This window comes from Rhizobium sp. YTUHZ044, from assembly GCF_051123975.1.
In the GTDB taxonomy this organism is placed as follows: Bacteria; Pseudomonadota; Alphaproteobacteria; order Rhizobiales; family Rhizobiaceae; genus Rhizobium.
Window position 1 is genome coordinate 2,219,076 of sequence record NZ_CP101426.1, and the last position, 25,395, is coordinate 2,244,470.

Annotated in this window: 24 protein-coding genes; 13 read left to right on the plus strand and 11 right to left on the minus strand. The window is 61.5% G+C overall.

Going from position 1 to position 25,395, the window contains the following annotated elements; translation table 11 throughout:
• Window positions 1-24 precede the first annotated feature (24 nt).
• On the plus strand, window positions 25-492 hold the full coding sequence (locus NL154_RS11050; protein ID WP_210631064.1) for a MarR family winged helix-turn-helix transcriptional regulator: 468 nt from the start codon (window positions 25-27) through the stop codon (window positions 490-492).
• A 3-nt stretch (window positions 493-495) separates the two neighbouring features.
• Here NL154_RS11050 and NL154_RS11055 read toward each other — a convergent pair whose 3' ends face one another.
• Complete coding sequence (locus NL154_RS11055) at window positions 496-1,686, minus strand: low temperature requirement protein A (RefSeq protein WP_434734046.1); 1,191 nt, start codon at window positions 1,684-1,686, stop codon at window positions 496-498.
• A 28-nt stretch (window positions 1,687-1,714) separates the two neighbouring features.
• Window positions 1,715-2,089 carry a gamma-butyrobetaine hydroxylase-like domain-containing protein gene (locus NL154_RS11060; protein WP_210631062.1) on the minus strand — a complete coding sequence of 125 codons (375 nt, stop codon included), beginning with the start codon at window positions 2,087-2,089 and terminating at the stop codon, window positions 1,715-1,717.
• Window positions 2,090-2,270: 181 nt separating this feature from the next.
• Here NL154_RS11060 and moaA point away from each other — a divergent pair, with 181 nt between their 5' ends.
• A complete protein-coding gene (moaA, locus tag NL154_RS11065; RefSeq protein WP_221123387.1) occupies window positions 2,271-3,317 on the plus strand; it encodes a GTP 3',8-cyclase MoaA in 1,047 nt (348 codons plus the stop codon).
• Between the two features lie 137 nt (window positions 3,318-3,454).
• Here the strand turns inward: moaA and NL154_RS11070 are convergent, their stop codons facing one another.
• Window positions 3,455-4,240 carry a class I SAM-dependent methyltransferase gene (locus NL154_RS11070; protein WP_210631060.1) on the minus strand — a complete coding sequence of 262 codons (786 nt, stop codon included), beginning with the start codon at window positions 4,238-4,240 and terminating at the stop codon, window positions 3,455-3,457.
• Window positions 4,241-4,354: 114 nt separating this feature from the next.
• On the opposite strand from NL154_RS11070, the gene NL154_RS11075 reads away from it, so the two are divergent.
• The 3 genes from NL154_RS11075 to NL154_RS11085 are packed head-to-tail and all read left to right on the plus strand — an operon-like array spanning window position 4,355 to window position 7,314.
• Window positions 4,355-5,491: an ABC transporter substrate-binding protein gene (locus NL154_RS11075; RefSeq protein WP_434734047.1), complete on the plus strand. Its 1,137-nt coding sequence runs from the start codon at window positions 4,355-4,357 to the stop codon at window positions 5,489-5,491.
• Window positions 5,492-5,497: 6 nt separating this feature from the next.
• Window positions 5,498-6,568: a FecCD family ABC transporter permease gene (locus NL154_RS11080; RefSeq protein WP_210631058.1), complete on the plus strand. Its 1,071-nt coding sequence runs from the start codon at window positions 5,498-5,500 to the stop codon at window positions 6,566-6,568.
• Window positions 6,562-7,314: an ABC transporter ATP-binding protein gene (locus tag NL154_RS11085; protein WP_434734048.1), complete on the plus strand. Its 753-nt coding sequence runs from the start codon at window positions 6,562-6,564 to the stop codon at window positions 7,312-7,314. The genes NL154_RS11080 and NL154_RS11085 overlap by 7 nt, the downstream gene beginning before the upstream one ends.
• Window positions 7,315-7,365: 51 nt before the next feature.
• Here NL154_RS11085 and NL154_RS11090 read toward each other — a convergent pair whose 3' ends face one another.
• The 4 genes from NL154_RS11090 to NL154_RS11105 form a co-directional block, all read right to left on the minus strand.
• Window positions 7,366-8,316: a sugar-binding transcriptional regulator gene (locus NL154_RS11090; protein ID WP_210631056.1), complete on the minus strand. Its 951-nt coding sequence runs from the start codon at window positions 8,314-8,316 to the stop codon at window positions 7,366-7,368.
• 21 nt (window positions 8,317-8,337) lie between these two features.
• Window positions 8,338-9,804, minus strand: a complete 1,467-nt coding sequence (locus NL154_RS11095) for an FGGY family carbohydrate kinase (protein ID WP_221164508.1) — start codon at window positions 9,802-9,804, stop codon at window positions 8,338-8,340.
• A gap of 66 nt (window positions 9,805-9,870) precedes the next feature.
• Window positions 9,871-10,827 carry a transketolase family protein gene (locus tag NL154_RS11100; protein ID WP_221164507.1) on the minus strand — a complete coding sequence of 319 codons (957 nt, stop codon included), beginning with the start codon at window positions 10,825-10,827 and terminating at the stop codon, window positions 9,871-9,873.
• Window positions 10,827-11,636: a transketolase gene (locus NL154_RS11105; RefSeq protein ID WP_221123389.1), complete on the minus strand. Its 810-nt coding sequence runs from the start codon at window positions 11,634-11,636 to the stop codon at window positions 10,827-10,829. The genes NL154_RS11100 and NL154_RS11105 overlap by 1 nt, the downstream gene beginning before the upstream one ends.
• 211 nt (window positions 11,637-11,847) lie before the next feature.
• On the opposite strand from NL154_RS11105, the gene NL154_RS11110 reads away from it, so the two are divergent.
• The 5 genes from NL154_RS11110 to NL154_RS11130 all read left to right on the plus strand — a co-directional run bounded on the left by NL154_RS11110 (window position 11,848) and on the right by NL154_RS11130 (window position 17,252).
• Complete coding sequence (locus NL154_RS11110) at window positions 11,848-12,828, plus strand: ABC transporter permease (protein ID WP_097612907.1); 981 nt, start codon at window positions 11,848-11,850, stop codon at window positions 12,826-12,828.
• Between the two features lie 116 nt (window positions 12,829-12,944).
• Complete coding sequence (locus NL154_RS11115; RefSeq protein WP_003540275.1) at window positions 12,945-13,874, plus strand: sugar ABC transporter substrate-binding protein; 930 nt, start codon at window positions 12,945-12,947, stop codon at window positions 13,872-13,874.
• A gap of 26 nt (window positions 13,875-13,900) precedes the next feature.
• Entirely contained in the window at window positions 13,901-15,379 is a 1,479-nt protein-coding gene (locus NL154_RS11120; RefSeq protein ID WP_210631052.1) for a sugar ABC transporter ATP-binding protein, read from the plus strand.
• Window positions 15,380-15,503: 124 nt separating this feature from the next.
• Entirely contained in the window at window positions 15,504-16,292 is a 789-nt protein-coding gene (locus NL154_RS11125) for an SDR family oxidoreductase (protein WP_221123390.1), read from the plus strand.
• Window positions 16,293-16,469: 177 nt separating this feature from the next.
• Entirely contained in the window at window positions 16,470-17,252 is a 783-nt protein-coding gene (locus tag NL154_RS11130; RefSeq protein ID WP_210631050.1) for a glucose 1-dehydrogenase, read from the plus strand.
• Between the two features lie 288 nt (window positions 17,253-17,540).
• On the opposite strand, the gene NL154_RS11135 is transcribed toward NL154_RS11130, so the two are convergent.
• Window positions 17,541-18,308 carry an SDR family oxidoreductase gene (locus NL154_RS11135; RefSeq protein ID WP_210631049.1) on the minus strand — a complete coding sequence of 256 codons (768 nt, stop codon included), beginning with the start codon at window positions 18,306-18,308 and terminating at the stop codon, window positions 17,541-17,543.
• A 316-nt stretch (window positions 18,309-18,624) separates the two neighbouring features.
• On the opposite strand from NL154_RS11135, the gene NL154_RS11140 reads away from it, so the two are divergent.
• Genes NL154_RS11140 through mobB form a run of 3 tightly spaced genes read left to right on the plus strand, consistent with a single transcriptional unit; the run spans window position 18,625 to window position 20,690 of the window.
• Window positions 18,625-19,533, plus strand: a complete 909-nt coding sequence (locus NL154_RS11140) for a DMT family transporter (RefSeq protein WP_210631048.1) — start codon at window positions 18,625-18,627, stop codon at window positions 19,531-19,533.
• Window positions 19,534-19,542: 9 nt separating this feature from the next.
• Window positions 19,543-20,172 (plus strand): molybdenum cofactor guanylyltransferase MobA, encoded by a 630-nt coding sequence (gene mobA, locus NL154_RS11145; RefSeq protein ID WP_210631047.1) that lies wholly within the window; start codon window positions 19,543-19,545, stop codon window positions 20,170-20,172.
• Window positions 20,169-20,690: a molybdopterin-guanine dinucleotide biosynthesis protein B gene (gene mobB / locus NL154_RS11150; protein ID WP_434734049.1), complete on the plus strand. Its 522-nt coding sequence runs from the start codon at window positions 20,169-20,171 to the stop codon at window positions 20,688-20,690. Before mobA ends, mobB begins: the two co-directional genes overlap by 4 nt.
• On the opposite strand, the gene NL154_RS11155 is transcribed toward mobB, so the two are convergent.
• The 3 genes from NL154_RS11155 to NL154_RS11165 all read right to left on the minus strand — a co-directional run bounded on the left by NL154_RS11155 (window position 20,622) and on the right by NL154_RS11165 (window position 25,317).
• Window positions 20,622-22,787 (minus strand): hybrid sensor histidine kinase/response regulator, encoded by a 2,166-nt coding sequence (locus tag NL154_RS11155; RefSeq protein WP_210631612.1) that lies wholly within the window; start codon window positions 22,785-22,787, stop codon window positions 20,622-20,624. The two genes, mobB and NL154_RS11155, sit on opposite strands and share 69 nt — an antisense overlap.
• The gene (locus tag NL154_RS11160) at window positions 22,762-24,273 is read right to left on the minus strand and encodes an ATPase domain-containing protein (RefSeq protein ID WP_434734050.1); all 1,512 of its coding nucleotides are present in this window, start codon (window positions 24,271-24,273) and stop codon (window positions 22,762-22,764) included. Before NL154_RS11160 ends, NL154_RS11155 begins: the two co-directional genes overlap by 26 nt.
• Before the next feature lie 150 nt (window positions 24,274-24,423).
• Window positions 24,424-25,317 (minus strand): LysR family transcriptional regulator, encoded by an 894-nt coding sequence (locus NL154_RS11165; protein ID WP_210631044.1) that lies wholly within the window; start codon window positions 25,315-25,317, stop codon window positions 24,424-24,426.
• Between the last annotated feature and the right edge of the window lie 78 nt (window positions 25,318-25,395).

Genomic DNA, 25,395 nt, shown 5'->3' on the forward strand with positions numbered 1-25,395 from the left:
AACACTGAACAATAAAGTACAACGATGAACAAAAATCAATCCCTTCCCTGGGATCATCCGCGTTTTCGCAGCTGGATTGCGGTGGCGCGCGCCTGTCAGCTCATGCAACAGTCCCTGGCGCGCTCGCTTGCCGATCTCGACATCAAGCCGCCGCATCTCGATATCCTCGTGAATCTCTACCGTTTCGAGGCCATCTCGCAGCAGGAACTGGCGCGCAAGCTCCTCGTCGGCCGCTCCAATATGAGCATGCTCTTACCGCAGATGGAAAGGCGCGGGCTGATCGAGCGGCGCGGCGACGAGCGTGACAAGCGGGTGCTGCGCCTTTATCTCACCGGAGAAGGCCGCAAAGTAACCGAGGCAGCGATGGCGATCCAGACCGATCTCATCGAGCGCACGCTCTCCGACGAGCCGATCGAGCAATGCACGGCGACCGCCACCTCGATGGAGCGCATCATCGCCGTGCTGCTGAAAGATCTGCGCGACGACGGGTGATGATCAATGCAGCGACGGTGCCGTCGACGCGCCGCTCAGCGATCGGTACTCCCAGGCGGCGACGATGATCAGCACCAGCGTCGCCAGAATGCCCAGCAGATAGATCTCGATGAAGGGGGCCACGAAGGCCAGCAGGACCACAAGCACGAGGCCGGCAAGATGCGACAGCGGTATCTGACCGCTAGTCGCGCCCTTGAACCAGAGATTGCCGACGAGGAACAGGCCGGAGCCGCCGAGCACCGCCGCGGCGACGCCGAAATCGCCCGTCTCGTGCGGATGCGAGAACATGAATTCGACCGCCACCGCATGCACGATGATGCCGGCCAGAATCGGAATATGCCCATAGGTGAAGGCCTGCCGGGCCAAGGCACCCGGCGTTTCCTCATGCTCAATGCGATGAGCTGCGCGCCCGTGGCCGAAGCGGAAATAGAGCCACCACATGGTGACGGTGCCAACGAAGCCGGTGACGAAGACGATGCTCGTCAGTCCTGAGATCGGCAACTCGGAAAAGGTACGGCCGGAAACGAGGATCGCTTCGCCGAGGCAGATAATAACGAAGAGCGCGCAGCGCTCGGCCATGTGCGCGCCGGACACGTCCCAGTCGCTTGGAACCGAACGGCCGAGCCCCGGCACTGCAAAGCCTGCGGCTGGCCCGGCATATTCAATAGCAAGCGCAATCATCCAGACAATCAACCTGGCTTCATGCTCGAGCAAGCCACCGGCGATCCAGAAGCCGCCGGCCGCCGCTAGCCAGCTTGTGATGCGCACGAAATTCAGCGTATTGGCCCGGTCGACGCGGGTCATCGCGTAGGTCGTAAACAATGAGCGTCCGACCTGCATCGCCGCATAGGCCCCGGCAAAGAGCAATCCCTTGTCTCCGAAGGCCTCGGGGATGGAGGCGGAAAGCACCAGCCCGAGCATCATCAGCACCACCAGCATGCCACGCACCGGCATCCTGTCGGGATCGAGCCAATTCGTCACCCAGGCGGTGAAGATCCACACCCACCAGACGGCGAAGGTCATCAGCGCCGCTTCGACGGCGCCGAGCGGCGTATAATGAGCGGCGAGCGCATGCGAAAGCTGCGAGATCGAAAAGACGAAGACCAGGTCGAAGAACAGTTCAAGGAAGGTCACCTTGCTGCCGGCGGCGCTGCCCTTGGCGCGCAGCCAGTTCTTCCTATTCGCTTTCGCCATGTGTCCCCCGGTGGCCATGTATTGAAATTCAGCGCGGCTTTTCCGCCGTGTCGCGGTTCATGCCCTTTTCCCGAAGCTCGTCCTCATAGGCCGAAAACAGCTCTGCCCCCCGTTCGCCCAGTTCGCGCAGGTAGGTCCAGGTGTAGATGCCGGTATCGTGCATGTCGTCGAAACCGATTCGAACCGCATAATTGCCGGTCGGCGTCATCGAGATGATCGCGACATTGCGTTTGCCCGGCACCGTCACCTTCTGTCCCGGCCCGTGGCCCTGCACCTCGGCAGACGGTGACAGAACGCGCAGGAGTTCGGCCGAAAGATCGAATCTCTGGCCGTCGTTGAAGGTCACTACCAGCCGCTGCCGGTCCTTTGAAACGCGAAGTTCGCTCGGCCAGATATCGTTCATCTCTATCACCCTCTTTCCCTTGGAGAAGTAGGCGTTCGGCTTTTTCGAGGCAAGCGCAAATTAGCGTGTGCGAAATCCGTTTCCCTTGACGGGGCAATCACATATGCACAAATAGAAACATGTCGCTTGAAAACGGCCGGGGTTCGGCTTGGCGCGCTACAATCGCGCCGCGGAGGAATTGGTGAATACGAGAGTGGGAACGATAGGCAGCGCATCGCCGCTCAAGGCAGATGCACATCCGATGATCGATCCTTTCGGCCGGACGGTCACCTATCTCCGCGTCTCCGTCACGGACCGCTGCGACTTCCGCTGCACCTATTGCATGGCGGAGAATATGACCTTTCTGCCGAAGAAGGATCTCTTGACGCTCGAAGAGCTCGACCGTCTCTGTTCCGCCTTCATCGCCAAGGGTGTCAGCAAGATCAGGCTGACCGGCGGCGAGCCGCTGGTGCGCAAGAACATCATGTATCTGGTGCGCAAGCTCGGCGAAAAGATCGGTTCCGGCCTCGACGAACTGACGCTGACGACCAACGGCTCGCAGCTTTCCCGCCATGCCGCCGAACTTTATGATTGCGGCGTGCGCCGCATCAACGTCTCGCTCGATACGCTCGATCCCGACAAATTCCGTAAGATCACCCGCTGGGGCGATTTCGACAAAGTCATGGAAGGCATCGACGCGGCGCAGAAAGCCGGTCTGAAGATCAAGCTCAATGCCGTGGCGCTGAAGAATTTTAACGATGCCGAGGTTCCCGATCTCTTGCGCTTCGCCCATGGCCGCGGCATGGACCTCACCGTCATCGAAACCATGCCGATGGGCGAGATCGAAGAGGACCGCACCGATCAATACCTGCCGCTCTCCGAGCTGCGCGCCGATCTCGAACGTCAGTTCACGCTAACTGACATAGATTACCAGACCGGCGGCCCGGCGCGTTACGCCAGGGTTGCCGAGACCGGCGGCCGTCTCGGCTTCATCACACCGATGACCCATAATTTCTGCGAAAGCTGCAACCGCGTCCGGCTCACCTGCACCGGCACGCTCTATATGTGCCTCGGCCAGAACGACGCCGCGGATCTCCGCGCCGCACTCCGCGCCACCGAAGACGACGCCCTCCTCCACGCCGCCATCGACGAAGCCATCACCCGCAAGCCCAAAGGCCACGACTTCATTATCGACCGGACTCATAATCGTCCCGCTGTGGCCCGGCATATGAGTGTCACTGGCGGGTGATGTTTGACGAGAAAGCCCATCCACCCTCATTCCTGTGCCTGTCACAGGAATCCAATGCGCCCAAGTCCTTGGGCGCGAGAGAGTCCCTTCCTGTGATAGGGGTCATTCACGGCTGACGGCGCTCAGCGCCCTCCCCATCACCCAGGCTTACGCGCACAAATCGCAAACCGCTCCTGCATCATCCGCTCCAGCCCGCGCAGGAACGGCATCTTGCGCGCCTGCGCCCAATGAATATCGCCAAGCTTGCGGTCGACCACAATCTCCACGAAGCCGGCCTTGCTGAGAAGATCGACGATCGCTTCGGCCGGCATCTCGTGGGAAAAGTGCACGCGGGAGCGGATACTCTGGTGCCGTGCCATCATCTCCGGTGACATGTGGCTTGCCGCCGGTTTGCCCGTCACCTTTGTCCAAAACTTCTGCAGGCTCTTCACCCAGGTTTCCCGGCCCATATTGCCGTCGACGATCAGCACCTTGCCGCCCGGCTTCAGCACTGAAAACCATTCCTTGAAGGCCGAAGCCGGGTCCACCAGCGTCCAGACGAGATGGCGGTTGGTGATGGCGTCGTAGCTATCCTTCGGCTCCATGGTGTTTTCAGCGTCGCCGGAGACGAAGCGGATATCGGTACCGCGCTTCTTCGCCTTGGCGCGCGCCTGCGCCAGCATCGCATCCGACCAGTCGAGCCCCGTCACCTTGAAGCCGGCATCGTTCATCAGATGCGAAATGACGGCCGTGCCGCAGGCAAGGTCGAGCGCCGCGCGCCCCTGCCCCTCGCCGAGATGCTTTCGGATCAGCCGCCGCCAGCCCTTCCGTTCCGCTTCGGAAAAGATTTCATGGCCGACGCTTTGATCGAAGGTCGCCGCTCTTTCCGACCAGAAATCGCGGATTTCATCGCGGATCGTGTAGTTCGTATTCATGGAATTCATCGCAGGCACCCCCGGTAGTATCAGTTTGGAAATGCTCTAAAACATATAACTTGATTCACAAAGTCATATTTCTTATGCCTGCGGACATTATTCAGACGTCAGGGGAATTTCCAGATGAATTTCGTGAAAATGCTCGCAGTTTCCGCAGCTGCGATTGCCGGCTTGATGCCGCTTTCGGCGCCCGCCCAGTCCTTCACCATCAAGGATGTGGCTGGCCGCGAAGTCAGCTTCGACAAGCCGGTCGAACGTGTGATCCTTGGAGAAGGCCGCATGCTCTACGCCGTCGCGCCGATCGAGAAGGAAGATCCCTTCGTCAAGATCGTCGGCTGGCGCAACGATCTCTGGACCACCGACAAGGACGGCTTCACCGCCTATGTCGAGAAGTTTCCCAAGGGCAAGGACCTGCCCTTCCTCGGGAACCTGACCGACGGCACGCTGCAGACCGAAGCGGTCGTCAAGCTTCACCCGGACGTGCTGCTTCTGCCGATCGGCAACAAGACGGCGGCTGACGAAGTGAAGCTCGAGGAGATGCTCTCCGGCATCGGAGTGAAGATCGTCTACATCGATTTCCGCGAGCATATTCTCGCCAACACCGTGCCGAGCCTGAAGATTCTCGGCAAGCTCTTCGGCCATGAGGACCGTGCCGAGGCTGTCGCCAGCTTCTGGAAGGAACAGATGGCGCGCGTCACCGACAGGCTGAAGGCGGCCAATCCGCCGAAGCCTGGTGTTTTCATGTATCGCGCCGCCGGCCTGGTGGAATGCTGCGGCACATTCGGCCCGGATAATTTCGGCCTGATGGTCGATTTGGCCGGCGGCCACAATCTCGGCTCCGATTTCCTGCCCGGTTATACCGGCTCCATCAATGCCGAACAGGTCGTCGCCTCCAATCCCGAGGTCATCGTCGTCACCGGCTCCAACTGGAGCCAGACCAAGAATGCCAAGGATTATGTCAATGTCGGCCCGAATGCCACAGCCACCATCGGCGACAGCCGCAAGGCGCTGATCACGCTGATGGAAAACCCCGCTTTCACCGGCTCCAGGGCCGTGGCCGGCGGCAATGTTCATGCGATCTGGCACCAGTTCTATACCAGCCCCTACCAGTTCGTCGCCGTCCAGCAACTGGCCAAATGGCTCCACCCGAACCTCTTTGCCGATCTCGATCCCGATGCCACCTTCAAGGAATTTCACGAAAAATTCCTGCCGGTCGCCTATCAGCCGGGTTACTGGCTCGACGCCAGGATCGGACAGTAAATCGCTATGGCCGAGATTGCCGCACATTCGATCGACGTGGAAGCCGGGAGGGAGCGCTACCGCGCTCTCGCCCGGCGCAAGCTGCTGATCCTTTTCGCCATGACGGCAGCGCTCTGCCTGTCCTTCGCCGTCGATCTCGCCTGGGGGCCGGCTCGCTACAGTCTCGGCGACGTCGTCTCCGCCCTCCTCGACCCCGCCTCCGTTTCCGATCAGATCCGCGCCGTCGTCTGGGGCATCCGCATGCCGGTCGCCATCATGGCGATCGTCGTCGGCGCGTCGCTCTCCGTCGCCGGCGCGCAGATGCAGACGATCCTCGCCAATCCGCTCGCCAGCCCGTTCACCTTGGGCATTTCGGCGGCGGCAAGCTTCGGCGCGGCCCTGGCGATCGTCACCAGCGTTCCGCTTCTGCCCGTTGCTGCCGGCCTGCTGGTGCCGGTCAATGCCTTCATCATGGCGCTGATCGCCACGCTGTTCATACATTTCGTCTCGCAGGCCCGCGGGGTCTCGGTACAGACGGTGGTGCTGCTCGGCATCGCCCTGGTCTTCACCTTCAACGCCGCCCTCGCCTTCCTGCAATATCTCGCTTCCGAACAGGCACTGTCGGCGGTCGTCTTCTGGACGATGGGCAGCCTCACTAAGGCGACGTGGCCGAAGATCTGGGTGACGCTCGCCGTACTGCTGGCTGCCCTTCCGCTCTTTGCCCGCAATGCCTGGGCGCTGACCGCCATCCGCCTCGGCGAGGACAAGGCCGCAAGCTTCGGCGTCAATGTCCGCCGCATCCGGCTGGAAACCATGCTCGTCGTCTCGCTGCTTGCCGCCGTGCCGGTCAGCTTCGTCGGCACCATCGGCTTCGTCGGCCTCGTCGGGCCGCACATCGCCCGCATGATCCTCGGCGAGGACCAGCGCTTCTTCCTGCCGGGCTCGATCCTTTCGGGCGCACTGCTGCTGTCGCTGACCTCGATCGTCTCGAAATCGATCATCCCAGGCGTCGTCTTCCCGATCGGCATCATCACCGCACTCGTCGGCGTGCCCTTCTTCTTTTCGCTCATCCTCTCGAACAGGAGCCGATCATGGTAGCGCTTCATTTGCAGTCGGTCGGCGCCTATCACGGCCGCAAGCTTTTTGTCGAAGATGTGACGACGCCGGTGATGACATCGGGCGAGTTGATCGCGGTGATCGGCCCGAACGCCGCCGGCAAGTCGACGCTCTTCAAGCGCATCACCGGCCTGCTCAAGGGCCCGGGCCGTGTCGTCGTCGAAGGCTCAAAGGCGAAAAACGCCATCAGCTACATGCCGCAGGATACCTCCGCCAATGCGGTGCTGACCGTCTACGAATCCATCCTGCTCGCCCGCAAGCAGGGCCAGTCCTGGGCCATCGGCGATGGCGACCTGCGCTTCATCGACGAGATCATGGCAGCGCTCGATATCACTTTGCTCGCCTTCCGCGATCTCGGCGCGCTCTCCGGCGGCCAGCGCCAGCTCGTCTCGATCGCCCAGGCGCTGGTGCGCGAGCCCGAAATCATGCTGATGGACGAACCCACAAGCGCCCTCGACCTGCACCGCCAGATCGAAGTCCTCGATTTCATGCGCCGCCGGGCGCGTGCCAAAGGCATGCTCGTCCTGATCGCCATCCACGACCTCAACCAGGCGCTGCGCTTCGCCGACAAGGTGATGGTCATCGCCAACGGCCGCATGCGCGCCTGCGGCGCGCCGAGAGATGTGGTCACTGCGGAGATGCTGCGGGAGATTTACAGGGTCGAAGCCCGGATCGAGAAATGCTCGCTGGACCACGACCATGTCATCGTCGATGGGACGGCGCATTGACTCAGGGGAGCGAAGCCTTGAAGGACGAGGCGGGCCTTCCGCCCTACCCCATCAATCGGTCAGTCGCTGCGCGGTAAACTTGTCAGTCACAAGCATATCGATCACCCCGACGCGCAGCGCGCCGGCGATCGCCTCGGTCTTCTTGGCGCCACCGGCAAGGGCAATGACCCGGTCCACCCGTTCGAGATCCTCGAGCGGAAGCCCTATCACCCGATCATCAAGCGGTGTCTTGACCGGCTTGCCGTTCCTATCGAAGAAGCGAAGCGAAATATCGCCGACGGCTCCCGCTTCCGCGAGATCGGAGAGTTCGCGGGCCGAAAAAATGTTGCCGGAACGCGCAAGAAGTTCGGATGGTTCGACGGCGCCGATGCCGACGATCGCAAGCGTTATGCTGCCGAAGAGGTCCATCGTCTCGCGGACGTACGGATCGGACTGCATCAGAAGTTTTGCCTCCCTTGACGTCGTCACGCCCTGCACGGGAAGCAGTTTCGGCTCGGCCCCGGTCAGCCGTGCAAGCCGCGTGGTCAGCTGCGTCGCATGCGTCTGCACCGAAGGATCTCCCATGCCTCCAAGGGTCTGGACGACGTATTTCGCCTGGGCGCTTTTCTGAGGATGAATGTTCTCGACCATCTTGAAAATGGTCTGGCTCCAGCTCGAAACGCCGATGATCTCACCCGGCGCAAGCGTCACCTCCAGGAGATGAGCCGCTGCCTCGCCGATACGGGCCATGATGGCGCCGTCCCGATCTTCCGTGCACTCGACGACGATCGCCTCCGGCAGATCGTATTTCTCGCGAAGCGCCGCCTCGAGCTCGCTATAGGTGCCGACGGGAGGGATCACACTGGTTCTGACGATATCTTCAGCCTCGGCGCGCTTCAGCATGCGCGACACCGTCGCCTGCGACAAGCGAAGGTGCTCCGCGATCTCCGCCTGTCGCCGTCCCTCGATATGGTACATCTGGGCGACCCTTGAAATGAGGCGGAGTTCGTTGAGGCGAGTCATCGCTAATCCCAGATTGAATTTTTATTCACCTTTAGCCTTTGTTTCGCGGAACGTCGAGCGGACGAGCGCATCATTCCAGCGATCGAGAAGTCCCGCCCGATCGAGGGATTGCGGCTCGATAATCTCGGTGTTTCGCGGCAGCTCCGCGACAATCTGAAGATCGCCCCACAGACCGAGTGACAGCCCCGCCAGATAGGCCGCGCCCAACGCCGACGCCTCGGGTGCCTCGCATTGGATCACCGGATGTTCGATAAGGTTGGCGACGCACTGCATCAGGAAGCGGTTCCGGCTCGGGCCGCCATCCACATAGAGCGCGCCAAGCGCGCCGCCGCTCTGCGTCCGCATGGCCGCGATCACGTCATGCACCTGCAGGGCGATGGAGTCGGTCACCGACCGGGCCATTTGCGCGCGTGTCGTATTGAAGTTGATCTGGGAGAACAGGGCTCGGGCGTCGGCATTCCAGTAAGGTGCCCCCAGTCCCACGAATGCCGGCACGAAGCCAGGCCCGCCCGGCTCGGCGCTCGCTGCAAGTTCGACGAGCGCCGCCACATCCGCAAGGCCGAGAATATCGGCCATCCAGGGAAGACTGGCGGCGCAAACGAGAATATTGCCTTCGAAGGCGAAAGTCGGCCTCCCCCCGATACGCCACGCGACGGTTGTTGTCACGCCGTTACGCGGGGGAATGAAGTGCGGAAGCGTCGTCATGACCGACGAGCCGGTCCCGAAGGTCACCTTGCCGTCGCCCGGCTTGAATGCCCCATGACCGAACAGGGCGGCGTGGCTGTCTCCGATCGCGGCCATGATGGGGGTGCCGTCCGGCACACCCGGCAACCCTTGCGTTCTGCCGAAATCGGCCGAGCTGTCGAGCACCTCGGGCAGCAGCGCGATATCGACGCCGAAAATCTCGCCGAGTTCCTCGCTCCATCTCTGCTCCTTCAGATCGAACAACTGGCTCCTGGCGGCATTCGACGCGTCGCAGGCATGCCGGCGCCCGCCCGTCAGGCAGTGGACGAGCCAGCTGTCGATCGTTCCCAGCCGCACCGATCGCCCGGCCGGAACCCGGTCGAGCAGCCAGCGGAATTTCGAACCTGGGAACATCGCATCCAAGGGCAGGCCGGTGAGCGCCTGCACCCGGTCAAGCTGGCCTTCGGCAATCAGACGTTCGCAATCCTGCGCCGTTCGGCGGCACTGCCAGCTGACCACCGGCCCAAGAGCCTCTCCGGTATCGGCGTCCCAGGCAGTGACGGACTCGCGCTGGTTGGAAACGGCCACGGCCTCGATCGTCACATCGCGACCGGCCGTCAGGCAGGCGTCGACCGCCTCGCAGACCGAGGCGTAGAGCCGGTGTGGGTCTTGTTCGACCCAGCCCGGCTTCGGATAGGAGATGCCGACCGGCGCCGAACCTCTGCCGACGATTTCTCCGTTCTCGGAAACCAGAACCGCCTTCGAATTGGTCGTGCCCTGGTCGATTGCCAGAATTGTCCGCATTCTATCCTCCCCGGATCAAGTGACGGCCGAAACGGCAAAAACGTTTCGGCCGGTCGCTGGATCCTATTACTTGCGCTTGATCAGCGCCTGCGCGGCATCGGCGATTGCGAAAGGCGCCATCCCGAATTCGTCGAGCAGGAATTCTGCCGATCCGGTCGGGGCATAGACGCCGGGAACGCCGAGACGCTTCATCGGCACCGGCGCATTGTCGACCACCACTTCGGCGACGGCGGAGCCGAGCCCGCCAAAGATCGAATGCTCTTCGGCTGTGACGATCGCTCCGGTCTCCCTGGCAGCAGTGATGATAGCCTCCTCATCGATGGGACGAACCGTTGCAAGGTTGAGCACTCTGGCATTGATGCCGCGCTCAGCGAGGATTTCGGCCGCCTTGAGAATGCGATGGGTCAAAGTGCCGTTGGCGATCAGGGTGACGTTGGAACCCCGGCGAAGGAGATTTGCCTTGCCAAGTTCGAACTTATGGCCTTCCGGAAGCAGGTCGGGCACGCCGACCCGTGACAGACGCAGGAAACAAGGCCCGTCATAGGTCGCGGCCCAGGCAACGGCAGCAGCGGTTTCGATGCGGTCACAAGGCGCAATGACCGGAAGATTGGGCAGGACCCGTGTCCAGGCGAAATCTTCGATCGAGTGATGGGTCGGGCCGAGCTCGCCATAGGCCATGCCGGAGGAGATGCCGACCAGCTTGACGTTGGCGTTCGAGTAGGAAATGTCGGCCTTGATCTGCTCGAGCGACCGCCCGGTGAGAAATGGAGCGGCGGCGCAGACGAACGGAAGCCGTCCGCCATTGGCGAGCCCTGCGCCGACGCCGACCATATTCTGCTCTGCGATGCCGACATTGACGAGGCGTTCGGGAAATTTGGACTTGAAGCCGCCGAGCTTGGACGAACCGACAGAGTCGTTGCAGACGGCAACGATCGTTTCGTTTTCAGCGGCCAGCCGCTCAAGCGTGGCGGCGAATGCGTCGCGGCAATCATAGAGCTTGGGAGGGTTGATTGGCGCGTTCATTACAGTGCCTCCGACAATTCTGCCAATGCGATTTCGTATTGTTCTTTGCTCGGCACCTTGTGGTGCCAGTCAACCCGGTCCTGCATGAACGAGATTCCATGGCCCTTGTTGGTATGGGCGACAATACAATGCGGTCTCGCCCCCCGGTGTTCGAGAGCAGGAACGATTTCGCTCATCGTGTTGCCGTTGATCTCGGTGACTTCCCAATCGAAGGCTTCAAGCTTCGGACGAAGCGGCGCGAGATCGTTGGTTTCGGCCAGCGCCGCGCCCTGCTGGAACCTGTTGTGGTCGATGACCAGCGTCAAGTTGTCGAGCTTGAACTGGGCTGCCGCCATGATCGCTTCCCAGTTGGAGCCTTCCTGCATCTCGCCGTCACCGGTGACAACGTAGGTGTGAAATTTCGCACCCGAGAGCTTGGCCGCTTTCGCCATTCCGACTGCGACCGGGAGACCGTGGCCGAGCGGGCCGGTATTCGTTTCGACGCCCGGAACCTTGTTGCAGTTCGGATGTCCGTTCAGCCTCGAATGCGGCTGCAGGAAGGTGGAAATCTCCTCCTCCGGGATGAAACCGCGTTTTGCGAGTGTCACATAGAGGGCGCATGCCGTATGTCCCTTTGAGAGAACGAACCTGTCGCGGTCGGGATGTCTCGGCTGATCTGGCCAGACTTTCAGCACCCGAAAATAGAGCGCCGTCAAAATGTCGATCACTGACATTTCCCCGCCAATATGGCCGGCGCCCGCTTCAAAGACCGCCTGAAGATCGCGCAATCGGATCTCGCGGGCGATGCGCTCAAGTTCTGTCGTATCCATCGATTCCTCGCGTGCATAAATATTCACTAATCAATATTTTTGCACAAGACTCTGATTAGTCAACCCCCTTGTACCAAGTACCACAGACATCCACCCGACGAAATCCTGTTGACAGCTGGAAAGCAAGTTGTTAATGAATTTTCCAGCAGGAGTGAATAATTATTCTAGCCTGAACAAATATCGGATACAGGCCTACGCAGAGGGAGGAGCAATGGTGGCGCTCGATATCAATGAACACAGGCTTTCGTCCGGTGCGTGGTTGAGCAAGCTCAAGGGAGCGACCGGCCCACTCGTCGGGCTGCTCGTGCTGTGCGTCTTTCTGAGCGTCAGCACAGACACGTTTCTCTCGGTTCGAAACGGCCTCAACATCCTCGACCAGATCACCGTTCTCGGCATCATGGCGGTCGGAATGACCTTCGTCATCCTGATCGGCGGCATCGATCTCTCCGTCGGCTCGGCACTCGCTTTGGCGATGATGGTCATGGGCTGGACTGCCAACGTCGCCGGCCTGCCGCTGCCGGTCGGGATCGCCTTTGCGCTGATCGCCTCGGCGGTATCGGGCCTGATCGTCGGACTGCTGGTGACGCAATTCAGGGTTCCGGCCTTTATCGCCACTCTGGCAATGATGTCGGCCGCCCGCGGCGTTGCAAACATGATCACCGATGGCCAGCAGATCGTCGGCTTCCCCGACTGGTTCATGATGCTGGCGATCGATCGCCATTTCGGCGTCATGACAGCCACGGTCTTTCTGATGCTGGCGGTGGTTCTTGCGGCCTGGCTTTTCCTGCACTTTCGGTCCGAAGGCCGGATGCTCTATGCGGTGGGCGGCAACGCCGAAGTCGCGCGCCTCGCCGGCATCAACGTTCCGCTGGTGACGATCGGCGTCTATGTCATGAGTGCCGTCCTTGCGGGGCTTGCCGGCGTCGTGCTCGCCGCCCGGCTGGATTCCGTCCAGCCGTCCAGTGGTCTGGGCTATGAGCTGGACACCATCGCTGCGGTCGTCATTGGCGGCACTTCGCTCTCCGGCGGCGCCGGCGGCATCGGCGGAACGCTGATCGGCGTTCTGATCATCGGTGTCCTGCGCAACGGTCTCAACCTTCTCAACGTCTCACCGTTTCTTCAGCAAGTGATCATCGGAATCGTCATCGTGCTTGCGGTCGGCGCGGAGACCATTCGGCGGCGTCGCGCCTGACGAGCGGGGTCCGCCGCGTTGGCGGACCCGGAATTCCGCCCCGGGCTTCGGGACGGATCAATACCCCGAGGGGGAGGACATACCCGAGGGTTCCATCAAACAACGGAGGAAATACAATGAAAATAGCGCGCACCATGCTCGCGTCTGCTGCACTGCTCGGCCTCATGCTTGGCCCCGTACACGCGGCGGAACTGAAGAAGCTCGGCCTCGCCGTTGCCAACCTTCAGGCAAACTTCTTCAACCAGATCAAGCAATCGGTCGAGGCCGAAGCCAAGAAGCGCGGCATCGAAGTCATCACGGTCGACGCAAAGGGCGACGGGCCGACACAGGTCAACCAGATCCAGGATCTTCTGACCCAGAAAATCGACGCTCTGATCTACATTCCGGCCGGTGCGGCGGCTGCGACCGTTCCGGTCAAGCTCGCAAAGAGCGCCGGCATCCCGGTCGTAAACGTTGACCGCAACGCCGAGGGAGCACCGGGCGATACATTCCTTGCGACGGACTCCGTCGCCTCTGCCAAGGCCGTCTGCGACTACATTCTGAAGGAAGCCGGCGGCAAGGGTAAGATGGTCATCATCCATGGCCAGAAGGGCACGACGCCGGAAGTTGATCGCTCGAAGGGCTGCGCTGAATCCCTGAAGGCATATCCTGATGTCAAGGTCGTCGCCGAGCAGTTCTCCAACATCTGGAGCCAGGACGAAGGCTTCCAGATCATGCAGAATATGCTGCAGGCAAATCCGGACGTTTCGATCGTGTTCGCACAGGCTGACGGTCTCGCCCTTGGCGCCGCCCAGGCGATCAAGGTCGCCAATCCGTCGCAGAAGATCGTGGTCGGCGGCTTCGATGGCGACACCGCAGCGCTCGAAGCCCTCAGCAAAGGTGTCTTCAACGTGACTGCGACGCAGCAGACGCAGAAGATGGGCCGCGATGCGGTTGAAAATGCCGCCAAGCTTGTCGCCGGAGAAAAGGTGCCGCCGGTCCAGCTCCTGGATGCCACGCTGACAACCAAGGAAAACGTGGCAGGCTTCATCGCCAACCATCCCTGATAAAGTAGGTCTTGAGGAGGTGTGCCGTGACTGATCCCGTTCTTTCCCTGAGGGGCATATCCAAGTGGTATGGGCCGCTCCAAGTTCTGAAGGATGTCAGCTTGGACGTCTATCCGGGCGAAGTGGTTGCACTTCTCGGTGAAAACGGAGCGGGCAAGTCGACGCTGTCGGGCATCATTGCCGGATCCCGCACGCCCTCCGAAGGATCGATGACATGGCTGGGGCAACCTTATGCCCCGGCCACCCCGAGGGAAGCGATCGACAAGGGCGTTGTCCTGATCCACCAGGAGCTGCAGCTTCTGCCGCAGCTGTCGATCGCAGAAAACGTCTTCATCGGACGCTGGCCGATGAAGAACGGCGCCGTCGACCGTGCCCAGATGGTTCGCCGGGCCCAAGACCAGCTCGCCCGCTTGAACCTTCACATACCCGCGACGCGGACGGTCGCCGGCCTCTCCACCGCAAATCAGCAACTTATCGAGATCGCCAAGGCGCTGGCTCTCAACGCAAAGCTGCTGATCCTCGATGAGCCGACAGCCGCCCTTGGCGGCGCAGAGACGGAAGCTCTGTTCGAACAGGTTCGCAAGCTTCGCTCGGAAGGCGTCGGCATCGTCTATATTTCCCACCGCATGGAAGAGATCAAGCAGATCACCGACCGCATCGTCGTTCTTCGTGACGGCGAGCGCGTGCAGGAATTCTCCGACAGCGCGACCCCGGTGCGAACGATCGTTGAGAGCATGGTCGGACGCCCGCTCGACCGCTTGTTCCCCACCCTGCCCGTTCCGACAGATCGTCCGGTGCTTCAAGTCTCCGGGTTGAGCTCGCCGGACGACTCCTTCCGTAACGTCACCTTCGAGGTGCGGGCCGGTGAAATTCTCGGCATCGCCGGCTTGGTCGGCGCCGGCCGCACCGAACTGGTGCGCGCAATTTCGGGCGCCGATCCGATCAGTGCCGGTTCGATCAAGCTGGAAGGCGAGGAACTCAGGCTGCGCGACCCGGCGGACGCGATCGCCAAGGGGATCGTGATGGTTCCGGAAGACCGCAAGGAGCAAGGCCTGATTGTCGGGCACCGGATCAGCGAGAACATTATCTACGCCAATCTCGACAAGCTGGGCGGTGGCTGGATCACACCGCGCCTCAAGCGCTCCTTTGCGGAAAAGGCGGTGGCCAAGTTCGGCGTCAAGGGCCGTGCCGAGCAATACGCCTCGGACCTTTCAGGCGGCAACCAACAGAAGGTCGTGATCGCCAAGTGGCTCATGCGCGATCCCAAGGTCGTCGTGCTTGACGAACCGACCAGAGGCATCGATGTCGGCGCTCGCGCCGGCATTTACGACATCATCGTCAATCTTGCCAAACAGGGCGTGGCGGTCATCGTCGTAAGCTCGGACCTCGAGGAAGTTCTCGGCGTCTCCAATCGCATTCTCGTGCTTGCACAAGGCAAGCAGGCGGGGATCCTCAATCGTGACCAGGCCAATGACGTTTCGGTCATGGAACTGGCTACCATCTAAAGCAATTCCAGCAAAAGTGTGCAGCGGTTTTGCGTTAGGAACTGTGTGAAAAAAAAGAGATAGAGCTTTTTCGAGATTCGAAGAAAAACGGAAATGCTCTGAACAGACAGAGAAAGGAAGAGCGGTGTCCGACATCACTCTGAACGCCCCTAAGCTTTTCGATCTCAGCGGTCAGGTTGCCATCGTTACCGGCGCCGGGAGCGGCATTGGGCAGCGAATTGCTATCGGCCTTGCGCAATGCGGCGCCGACGTGGCTCTGCTGGACCGCCGGACCGATGACGGACTGGCCAGGACGGCTGAACATATCCGCGCTGCCGGCTGCCGCTCGATCCAGATCGCGGCTGACGTTACCAACAAATCCTCCCTTGCAGATTCGGTCGCACGCACCGAAGCCGATCTCGGCGCTCTGACGCTTGCCGTCAATGCTGCCGGCATCGCCAACGCCAACCCGGCGGAAGAGATGGAGGAAGATCAATATCAGACGCTGATGGATATCAACCTCAAGGGCATATTCCTGTCCTGCCAGGCCGAGGCCCGTGCCATGTTGAAGAATGGACGCGGCTCCATCGTCAACATCGCCTCCATGTCCGGTGTGATCGTCAACCGCGGCCTGAGCCAGGCGCATTACAACGCCTCCAAGGCGGGCGTCATCCACATGTCGAAATCCCTGGCGATGGAATGGGTCGACCGCGGCATTCGCGTCAACACAATCTCCCCCGGATACACGGCAACGCCGATGAACACCCGTCCGGAAATGGTCCACCAGACCAAGCTCTTCGAAGAGCAGACGCCAATGCAGCGCATGGCAACGGTCGACGAGATGGTGGGTCCGGCGGTGTTCCTGCTGTCGAATGCAGCAAGTTTTGTAACCGGCGTCGATCTTCTCGTCGACGGCGGTTTCTGCTGCTGGTGATGCGATCAGAAGCCGGCAGTTGGAATATGAACGGTCTCGCTCCCTCCCTGGCTGAGATCGAGGCGCTGAAGGGACTAACGGGCATGATGACGTGCGATATCGTCGTCTGCCCGCCCTTCACGCCGGACAGCCGCTGCCGCGCCCATTTGCCGTCTATTGAAGGATGCGAGGAAAGCCATGAAACGCTTTGAGCAAAAGACTGTCGTCATTACCGGGGGCAGCCGCGGTATCGGCGCCGCGATCGCCAGGCGCTTTGCGCGCGAAGGCGCCAATCTCGTCGTCTCGGCCAATGAAGATCTGGTCCACGGTGTCGCCGAGCACATCAGAACCGAAGGCGGTAAGGCGATCTCTTTCGTGGGCGATGTCACCGACAAGGCGAGCGTCGTAGCGCTCTACGATGCGGCCGAAAAGGAATTCGGCACTGTCGACGTCTCGATCCAGAATGCCGGCGTCATCACCATCGCCCGTGTCGAGGACCTGACCGAAAATGAGTGGGACAAGGTCATGGCCGTCAACACCAAGGGCGTCTTCCTCTGCGCCCAGGAGGCCATTGCAAGAATGCGCAAGCAAAAGCGCGGCGGCCGCATTATCAACACCGCCTCCGGCCAGGCCCGCGACGGCTTCATCTACACCCCGCATTACGCCGCCTCGAAAATGGGCGTCGTCGGCATCACCCAGAGCCTGGCCAAGGAAGTCGCGACCGAAAACATCACCGTCAACGCCTTCTGCCCCGGCATCATTGAAACCGATATGTGGGCCTATAATGACCAGGCTTGGGGCAAACTGCTCGGCAACTATGCCCCCGGCGAACTGATGAAGGAATGGGTCGAAGGCATCCCGATGAAACGCGCCGGCTCCGGCGAGGACGTCGCCGGCCTGGTCACTTTCCTCGCCAGCGACGACGCCGCCTACATCACCGGCCAGACGATCAATGTCGACGGCGGGTTGATTATGTCTTAGGTGGCCTTGGGGCGGCATTGAAGCAGCCACTGCCTTTGGCTTCCCGCTCAAGGCGTCGTCGCTGACGCTCCTCACCCCCCTCATCCGCCCTACGGGCATCTTCTCTCCGCTGGGGCGAAGGGGGAGCAACACACGGTGGCCACACCTATCGCGACGTCTCAAATGGAGCGAGGCGCCGCCGCGATTCCGCTTCTCCCCAGCGGGGAGAAGATGCCGGCAGGCAGATGAGGGGGCGCACGGCACATGGCACATCTTTCATTGCCTGGGCAAAATGCCCCCTCACCGATCCTACGTCCGGCTGATCGAAACCCCACCATCCGCCAGCATCGCCGTCCCCGTCACGAAGCTCGACAGATCCGACGCCAGGAACAACGCCGCATTGGCGATCTCTTCAGGCTGCGCCATGCGCTTCAGCGCATGCAATCCTTCGACGAAGGCGAGCAGATCAGGCGTTGCATCCGGTGCATTGGTGATGCTGGCGGGCGTATCGGTGCCGCCGGGAAGGAGGGCATTGACGCGGATATTCTGCTGCCCGAGTTCGGCGGCGAGCACCTGCACGAGGCCGATCAGCCCCGCCTTGCTCGCCGCATAGGCGGCCATGCCGGGCATGCCGGCAGTGTGGCCGACGAAGGTGGAGGTGAAGATCAACGAACCGCCACCCTCACCCATCGCCGCCGACTGGTGCTTCGCGCCGAGGAAAGCGGCGGTGAGATTGGTCTCGATCGTCTCGCGCCAGCCCTCCAGCGACAATCCGGCAACCGGCCCCATCTCGCCGAGACCGCCGGCATTGTTGAAGGCGATGTCGAGCCCGCCGAAGCGCGAGACCGCCATGTCGGTAAGCCTTGCCTGCAGCACCTCGTCCCTGACATCGCCGGCAACGGCGACGGCTTCTCCACCCTCCGCTTCGATTTCGGCGACAACGGCGTCGAGTGCATCCTGCCGCCGGCCGTTGATCACCAGCTTCGCACCTTCCCGTGCAAAGACCTTGGCAGCCGCGCGGCCGATGCCCGAGCTTGCGCCGGTGACGATTGCGGTTTTTCCGTTCAGAAGTGTCATGTCGGTTCTCCTCGATTGTTGAGGCATCCCAGATCTCAGACATTCGGCGCTGCAGCCACCCGGTTCCTGCGCGCAACAACAAAGGCCCCGATGGCATATCGTCTCGGTCAGATCAGTTTCGTCGGGATCGCCGCATCCGACATGCCGGTTTCACCAGACAAAACCGCCGCTTGCTGTAGTTTCCACATAAGCGCCTGCCGTTACGTCAGCAGCTTTGTGCAGCGCACCATCGATTTATCCCAGGTGTGACATTCATCCGATTCCCTTCATGTATCTTCCCGACTAAGAAAGGGCGCACAGGTAAGGGAATCTCTTCATGCCGCGGTCACGCAATACTGAGGGCGCCATTTATATGAGCATGGCGATGGCCGGCTTTTCCGCGAGCGATGCCCTCTCCAAATCGGTGGTCGCCTATATGAATGCCGGCGAGATCATGTTCCTGCGCGGCCTCTTCACCAGCCTGCTCGTCTATCTGATCGCCAGGAAAATGGGCGCTCTGCGCTCCTGGCGTGTCGTGCTGCAGCCGGTTATCATCCTGCGCATCATCTGTGAGATGTTGTCCGCCGTCACCTATATCACCGCACTCGGCATGATGCCGATCGCCAATGCCTCGGCGATCCTGCAATCGCTGCCGCTGGTCGTCACCTTCGGTGCGGCGCTCTTCTTCCGCGAGCCCGTCGGCTGGCGGCGCTGGTCGGCGATAACAGTCGGTCTTGTCGGCGTCATGATCATCATCCGCCCCGGACCGGAAGGATTCACCGCTGCCGCCCTGCTCTGCGTCGGCGCGGTACTGACGACGGCCGGCCGCGATCTCGCTACCCGCTCCATCGATCCGAAGATTCCCTCGCTGATGATCACCGTCATCACCGCGACCTCCATCTCCTTTTTCGGCGCGCTTCTCATTCCCGTGCTTGGCAGTTGGCAGTCGGTCAGCGCGACCTCCCTTGGACATCTCCTGCTTGCCTCGGTGCTGGTGCTCGTCGGTTACCAGTCGGTGATCCTCGCCATGCGCACCGGGGAAATTTCCTTCGTCGCGCCCTTCCGCTATACCAGCCTGATCTTCTCCTCGCTGCTCGGCTTTTTCTTCTTCGCCGAAGTACCTGACAACTGGACGCTCCTCGGTGCCGCAATCGTCATCGCTTCCGGCCTCTATACGTTCTATCGTGAAGCCAAGCGCCGCGTGCCTCCGATCGCGCAGGAATCGGCGCCGCGCTCACCGGTTTGAGGCAGGATGATGACTGAATTCCCGCTCGACAGATCCGATATAGCAGGCGTCGTGCTGGCCGGCGGCCGCTCGCAACGCATGGGTCGCGACAAGGCGGAGGTGATGCTCGGAACCGAGAGCCTGCTTCGCCATGTACTGCTCCGTCTCTCGCAGCAGGTCATCTCCGTTGCCGTTAACGCCGACGCAGTCGCCGAGGACGTGCCGGTGGTTCCCGACCGCATTCCTGGCAAGGCCGGGCCGATGGCCGGCATCCACGCAGCCATGGTCTACGGCGCCGGCCTTCCCGCGATTACCCATGTCGTCACCGTCTCGGTGGATTGCCCGTTCTTTCCCACCGATCTCGTCGCCCGCCTGGCCGCAGCCCTGGCGCGGCCGTCGCAGATCGCCATTGCCGCCTCCGAGGGCCGCAATCATCCCGTCTTCGGTCTCTGGCCGGTGACACTGGCAGCCGATCTGGAAGCCTGGATCGCTACCGACGAGAAACGCCGCGTGCGCGACTTCCTGTTGCGGCATGACGTTACGGAAGTGGACTTTCCGCTGCATCCGACCCGCGCCAGCCTGCTCGACCCCTTCTTCAACATCAACACGCCTGACGATCTCATCGAGGCGCAACGCTGGCTGGAGGCCCTGCGCACATGACCGCACCGAAAATCTTCGGCATTGCCGGCTGGAAGAACTCGGGCAAGACAGGGCTTGCCGTCCGGCTGGTGACGGAGTTCACCCGCCGCGGCTACCGGATCTCGACGATCAAGCATGCGCATCATGATTTCGACATCGACAAAGTCGGAGCCGACAGCTACCGCCACCGCCAGGCCGGCGCCCACGAGGTCACCATCGTCTCCGGCACGCGTTATGCCATCATGCATGAGCTGCGCGGCGCGCCCGAACCCGCGTTCGAGGAGATTCTCGCGCGTCTCGCCCCCTGCGATCTCGTGCTGATCGAAGGCTACAAGCGCGAGCCGATCCCGAAGATCGAGGCTCGCCGCCTGGAGGCCGCCAATCGTGAAGCGTTGGCGCCGAGCGATCCCAATATCTGCGCCATCGCCGCCGATCATGCCGTCGGGGATACGGCCCTGCCCGTCTTCGATCTAGACGATACGGGCGCCATCGCCGATTTCATCGCAGCGGTCGTCGGCCTTGGCCGGGCGAGGCCCTGAAGCACCGGCGCCGCTGCCACATCTGAGACCCGGCGCCGCTTCGCCTGTCACCGCCTTGCTGATTTCCTTGGCAAGCTGCGCCTGATTATAGGGCTTTCCCAATCTCGGAAGATCGATATCGGTGCCGGCGGGTAGATCGGCATAGCCAGTTGCCAGCACGATTGGCAGCGCTGGCAGGATGTCCCGCGCGGCTTCAGCGAGCTGTGCGCCGGTCATACCGGGCATCGAATAATCGGTGATCATCAGATCGAAAGGCTGGCCGCTCCTGATCAGATCAAGCGCCTGCGAGCCGGAATTTGCCTCGATGACCTCGTGGCCGAGATCTTCGAGCATGTCGACCGAACTCATGGCGATCAAGGCATCATCATCGACCAGAAGGATCTTCAGTCTGGACGCGGCCTGCGGGACGGAGAGCTCCGCCTCGGCCAGCAGCACGGGGCGCCGTTCGGTCGCCGGAAGCCACAACTCGGCGGTCGTTCCCACCCCAAGCTCGCTTTTCAGAAGGAGTGCGCCATTGAGCTGAACGGCAAGTCCGTGGATCATCGATAGACCCAGACCCGTGCCCTTTCCGAGTTCCTTGGTCGAGAAGAACGGATCGACGGCCTTCTTCAGCGTCTCCGCGTCCATGCCGGTGCCGCTGTCGGCCACCGCCAAGACGAGGTAGGCCCCCTCGCCGAGATCGGCGCCATTGCCGACGACCTCTTCCTCGCGCAGCGAGATGGACAGCCTTCCCCCCTCCGGCATCGCATCGCGGGCATTGACCGCAAGGTTGAGCAGCGCCAGTTCGAGTTGGTTCGCGTCAACAAGCGCCGGCGGCAGCCCATTCGGCAGGAGGGTCTCGATGCTGACCGAGGGTCCGACCGAGCGCCGTAGCAAGTCGTTCATCCCGGAGACGAGCTCGGTCAGATCGACGGGCCTGACCTGCAGATCCTGCTGCCTGGCGAAAGCCAGCAGGCGCTGCGTCAGCGCCGCTCCCCGACGTGCACCCTGGAGCGCACCCTCCACCAGACGTGTGGCCTTGGCATCTCCCGCAACGTGCTTGCCGAGCAGCTCCAGATTTCCGAGAACTACCATCAGCAGATTGTTGAAATCATGCGCGACACCACCAGTGAGCTGGCCGATCGCTTCCATTTTCTGGGATTGGCGAAGCTGCTCCTCGGCTCTCTCGCGCTGGGCGACTTCTTCGAGCAGTGTCTGGTGGGCGGCGTTGACCTCTCTGGTCCGCTCCCTGACGCGTTCTTCGAGGTTTTCGTTGAGACGTCTCAGATTCTCCTCGGCCGCCTTGCGGGCGGTGGTATCGGAGCAGACGCCTACGAGTTTCCTGGCGGAGCCATATTTGCCTGCATAGAGCTGCGCGTGAACCTCGGTCCAATGCAGCGATCCATCCGGCCAGATCGTCCGGTGCGCGATCGAATAGTCGCGTCCGGTGTCTATCGTCTGGCGCAGGCGCGCCTGCACGAGATCCCTGTCGCCGGGATGAATGCTTGCAATCAGCTCGTCGTACGTCACCTCCTCATCCGGCTCTCGGCCGAAGATGGCTTTGCACGTCGCCGAGACGGACAAAGCCATCGACGATAGTTCGAGCTCCCACGCCCCGAGACGGCCGGCGGCGAGCGCCGTCTGCAATCGCCGCTCACTTTCGCTCAGAGCCTCGAGCCGTGCGCGCGCCTCATATTGGCGCAGGCGCCCCTTCAACGCGGTACGGGCGATGCTGATGAAGGAAGTCGCATGGAACGGCCGCTCCAGGAAGGTGACGTTGCCGAGAACCTCGGAAAGCCTGGCAGCGGATGGATTTCGCTCAGGCCCCCCGCCGCGGGTGGTGAGCACGATGAACGGCAGGTCCGACCAGCTCGGCTGGGCCGAAACCCAGGCGGCGATCGGCTCGAGGTCGCCCGAGCGAACGGCCTCTTCCGTCAGGACACCAAGCGCGATGTCATCGCTGAGCGACGACGCAAACATGGAAAGGTCGGCGGCGGCGATCGAGGCCAGTCCGGCCTCGTCGACCAGCGAAACCGCCACCCAGGCATCACGGCCGGCGGGCGTGTAGATCAATGCTTTCGGTTTGCCGGAATTAGGAATCGCCGCCATCCCCGCCATCGGTCGACAGGAGCGGCGCCGACGTTCCGATGAATTCGGGAACGCCACGAAGGACGCCTTGGAACCCGACGAGAGGATCTCCGAACGTCAGGCCGGAACTGTCGATGCGATACTCCCGGATGGTATCCTCATGAAAGCCGGTCCTCTTCTTGATCACGGAGACGGCGCGGCGCACCTTTCCGGCAGCCTCGAAATAACGCAGCAGAATGACGGTATCGGCGAGATAGGTAACGTCGACAGGTGACTTCATGTCACCGACCAGCCCGTGCTGGGCAACGGTGAGGAAGGTGTTGGCGCCTTGCCTGTTCAAATACTGCAGCAATTCATGCATGTGAAGGATCAGTGAATTCTCATCCGGCATCGAAGCCTGATAACCGTTAATGCTGTCGATGATGACAGTTTTCGCATTCGACTTGTCGACGCAGTCCCGCACGCGGTGGGCGAATTCGCCCGGCGACAGTTCGGCGGCATCGAGCTGTTCAATATGGACCTGGCCCGCGTCCCTCATCGCTTCGAGATCCATTCCAAATGCCTTCAGCCGGGCAAAGAGCAGACTGAGCTCCTCGTCGAAAATGAAGGCCGCCGCTTTCTCGCCGCGCGCAACCGCTGCTGCCAGGAACTGAAACGAAAAAGTGCTTTTTCCTGTGCCGGCAGGACCGAGGATGAGGGTACTGGAACCTCGCTCCAGGCCGCCTCCTAAAAGAAGGTCCAGTTTCGGGATATTGCAGGAAATCCGATCGCGGAGGTAAGTCGATTTGTGTTCGGCGGCGACCAGGCGCGGAAACACCATGACGCCGCCGGTCTGGATGATGAAATCGTGATAACCGCCTCGGAAGGCCTGTCCACGATATTTGACGACCCTCAGACGGCGGCGTTCGGAGCCGTAGCTCGGCGCAAGTTCCTCAAGATGGATGACACCGTGCACGACGCTGTGCACCGTCTTGTCGAGTACGTCAGACGTTAGGTCGTCGAGCAATAGGACGGTTGCTCCCTGCCGGGCAAAATAATGTTTGAGCGCCAGGATCTGCCGGCGATAGCGGAGCGAGCTTTGCGCAAGCAGCCTGATTTCCGACAGGCTGTCGAGCACGACGCGCTGTGGCTTTACCCGCTCGAAAGCCGCGAAGATTTCCTTCGTCGTCTCGCCCAGTTCGAGATCCGACGAATAAAGCAGGCTCTGCTGCTGGTCGGAGTCCAGCAGGCTTTCTGGAGGCACGACTTCGAAGACCTCGATATTGTCGTCGATCACCATGCCATGCGACGCCGCACCCGCCCGTAATTCGCTCTCGGTTTCGGAAAGGGTGATGTAGAGCCCCTGTTCGCCAAGTCGTGCGCCTTCGATCAGAAACTGCAGCGCAATGGTGGTCTTGCCTGCTCCCGGATTTCCCTCGAGGAGGAACACATGGCCCGCCGAAAGCCCTCCCGCCAGAATTGTATCCAAACCGGACACTCCGGTCCGGGCTTTCGCGGCAGGCAGCGCAGTATTCATTCATTGTTTCCTTCATTTTCAAGTGTGAATTAGTGGGGAGTGATGGAATGTCAAATCGCCGGCACTGCAGGTTTTCACCCCCGGCAAAACGCCTCTCATAGTGTTACAGCAAGCATGGACAACCGCTTGTTGGGGACCCGAATCCGCCAACTATCCTCGATAGCGAAGCGTATCGACGATGAGAGCGAAAGCCGCCGAGGCGTGCCGGCGGCTTGGATAATAGAGATGGTAACCGGGAAACGGCGGACACCAGTCTTCGAGCACGCGCACCAGCCGCCCATTCGTTAGATGCGCCTGCACGGCGTCCTCCGGCAGATATGCCAGCCCTAGCCCGGCGAGCGTCGCATTCAGCCTGAGCGCGATATTGTTGAAGGTCAATTGTCCCTCGACGCGAACCTTCAACTCGTGCCCGGCCCGCTCGAATTCCCATGCATAAACACTGCCATAGGTCGGCAGGCGGAGATTGATGCAATTGTGCTCGGTAAGATTCTGCGGCGTCAGCGGTTTTGGGCGCCCTTCGAAATAGGCGGGGGCACCAACCACGGCCATGCGCATGTCCGGACCGATGCGCACTGCAATCATGTCTTTCGCCACCTGCTCCCCCAACCGCACGCCCGCATCGTAGCGTTCCGCGACAATGTCGGTCAGGCCGTAATCGACGATGATCTCGACATTGATATCGGGATAATCAGGTAGGAGCCTTTCCAGGGCGGGCCAGAGGATGGCATCCGCCGCATGTTCGCCGGCGTTGATGCGGATACTGCCGGCCGGCTTCTCCCGAAATGCGCTCAGGGCGGCAAGCTCGAACTCGATCTCGTCGAGCCGCGGACCAATGGTGAGAAGCAGCCTTTCACCGGCCTCCGTCGGCGAGACGCTGCGCGTCGTACGTGTCAGCAATCGCAAACCAAGCCGCTCCTCAAGCCCCCGGATAGTATGGCTGAGCGCCGACTGCGACACACCCAGCCTCGCCGCCGCCTTCGTGAAACTCTGTGCGCGGGCAACGGCAAGGAAGACGATCAGATCATTGACGGCAGGACGCGGCATTCATGAAACTTTCTCATAGGTCCTTGCCATGACTACCATCTAATCGCCACCAAAGGCACGCGCTAAATATCGGTCATC

Excerpts from the sequence above, each read along its gene's own strand:
- NL154_RS11050 (WP_210631064.1), top strand. The coding sequence starts at position 25 with ATGAACAAAAATCAATCCCTTCCCTGGGATCATCCGCGTTTTCGCAGC.
- NL154_RS11055 (WP_434734046.1), bottom strand. The coding sequence starts at position 1,686 with ATGGCGAAAGCGAATAGGAAGAACTGGCTGCGCGCCAAGGGCAGCGCC.
- NL154_RS11060 (WP_210631062.1), bottom strand. The coding sequence starts at position 2,089 with ATGAACGATATCTGGCCGAGCGAACTTCGCGTTTCAAAGGACCGGCAG.
- NL154_RS11070 (WP_210631060.1), bottom strand. The coding sequence starts at position 4,240 with ATGAATTCCATGAATACGAACTACACGATCCGCGATGAAATCCGCGAT.
- NL154_RS11075 (WP_434734047.1), top strand. The coding sequence starts at position 4,355 with ATGAATTTCGTGAAAATGCTCGCAGTTTCCGCAGCTGCGATTGCCGGC.
- NL154_RS11080 (WP_210631058.1), top strand. The coding sequence starts at position 5,498 with ATGGCCGAGATTGCCGCACATTCGATCGACGTGGAAGCCGGGAGGGAG.
- NL154_RS11085 (WP_434734048.1), top strand. The coding sequence starts at position 6,562 with ATGGTAGCGCTTCATTTGCAGTCGGTCGGCGCCTATCACGGCCGCAAG.
- NL154_RS11090 (WP_210631056.1), bottom strand. The coding sequence starts at position 8,316 with ATGACTCGCCTCAACGAACTCCGCCTCATTTCAAGGGTCGCCCAGATG.
- NL154_RS11095 (WP_221164508.1), bottom strand. The coding sequence starts at position 9,804 with ATGCGGACAATTCTGGCAATCGACCAGGGCACGACCAATTCGAAGGCG.
- NL154_RS11100 (WP_221164507.1), bottom strand. The coding sequence starts at position 10,827 with ATGAACGCGCCAATCAACCCTCCCAAGCTCTATGATTGCCGCGACGCA.
- NL154_RS11105 (WP_221123389.1), bottom strand. The coding sequence starts at position 11,636 with ATGGATACGACAGAACTTGAGCGCATCGCCCGCGAGATCCGATTGCGC.
- NL154_RS11110 (WP_097612907.1), top strand. The coding sequence starts at position 11,848 with ATGGTGGCGCTCGATATCAATGAACACAGGCTTTCGTCCGGTGCGTGG.
- NL154_RS11115 (WP_003540275.1), top strand. The coding sequence starts at position 12,945 with ATGAAAATAGCGCGCACCATGCTCGCGTCTGCTGCACTGCTCGGCCTC.
- NL154_RS11130 (WP_210631050.1), top strand. The coding sequence starts at position 16,470 with ATGAAACGCTTTGAGCAAAAGACTGTCGTCATTACCGGGGGCAGCCGC.
- NL154_RS11135 (WP_210631049.1), bottom strand. The coding sequence starts at position 18,308 with ATGACACTTCTGAACGGAAAAACCGCAATCGTCACCGGCGCAAGCTCG.
- NL154_RS11140 (WP_210631048.1), top strand. The coding sequence starts at position 18,625 with ATGCCGCGGTCACGCAATACTGAGGGCGCCATTTATATGAGCATGGCG.
- mobA (WP_210631047.1), top strand. The coding sequence starts at position 19,543 with ATGACTGAATTCCCGCTCGACAGATCCGATATAGCAGGCGTCGTGCTG.
- mobB (WP_434734049.1), top strand. The coding sequence starts at position 20,169 with ATGACCGCACCGAAAATCTTCGGCATTGCCGGCTGGAAGAACTCGGGC.
- NL154_RS11155 (WP_210631612.1), bottom strand. The coding sequence starts at position 22,787 with ATGGCGGGGATGGCGGCGATTCCTAATTCCGGCAAACCGAAAGCATTG.
- NL154_RS11160 (WP_434734050.1), bottom strand. The coding sequence starts at position 24,273 with ATGAATACTGCGCTGCCTGCCGCGAAAGCCCGGACCGGAGTGTCCGGT.
- NL154_RS11165 (WP_210631044.1), bottom strand. The coding sequence starts at position 25,317 with ATGCCGCGTCCTGCCGTCAATGATCTGATCGTCTTCCTTGCCGTTGCC.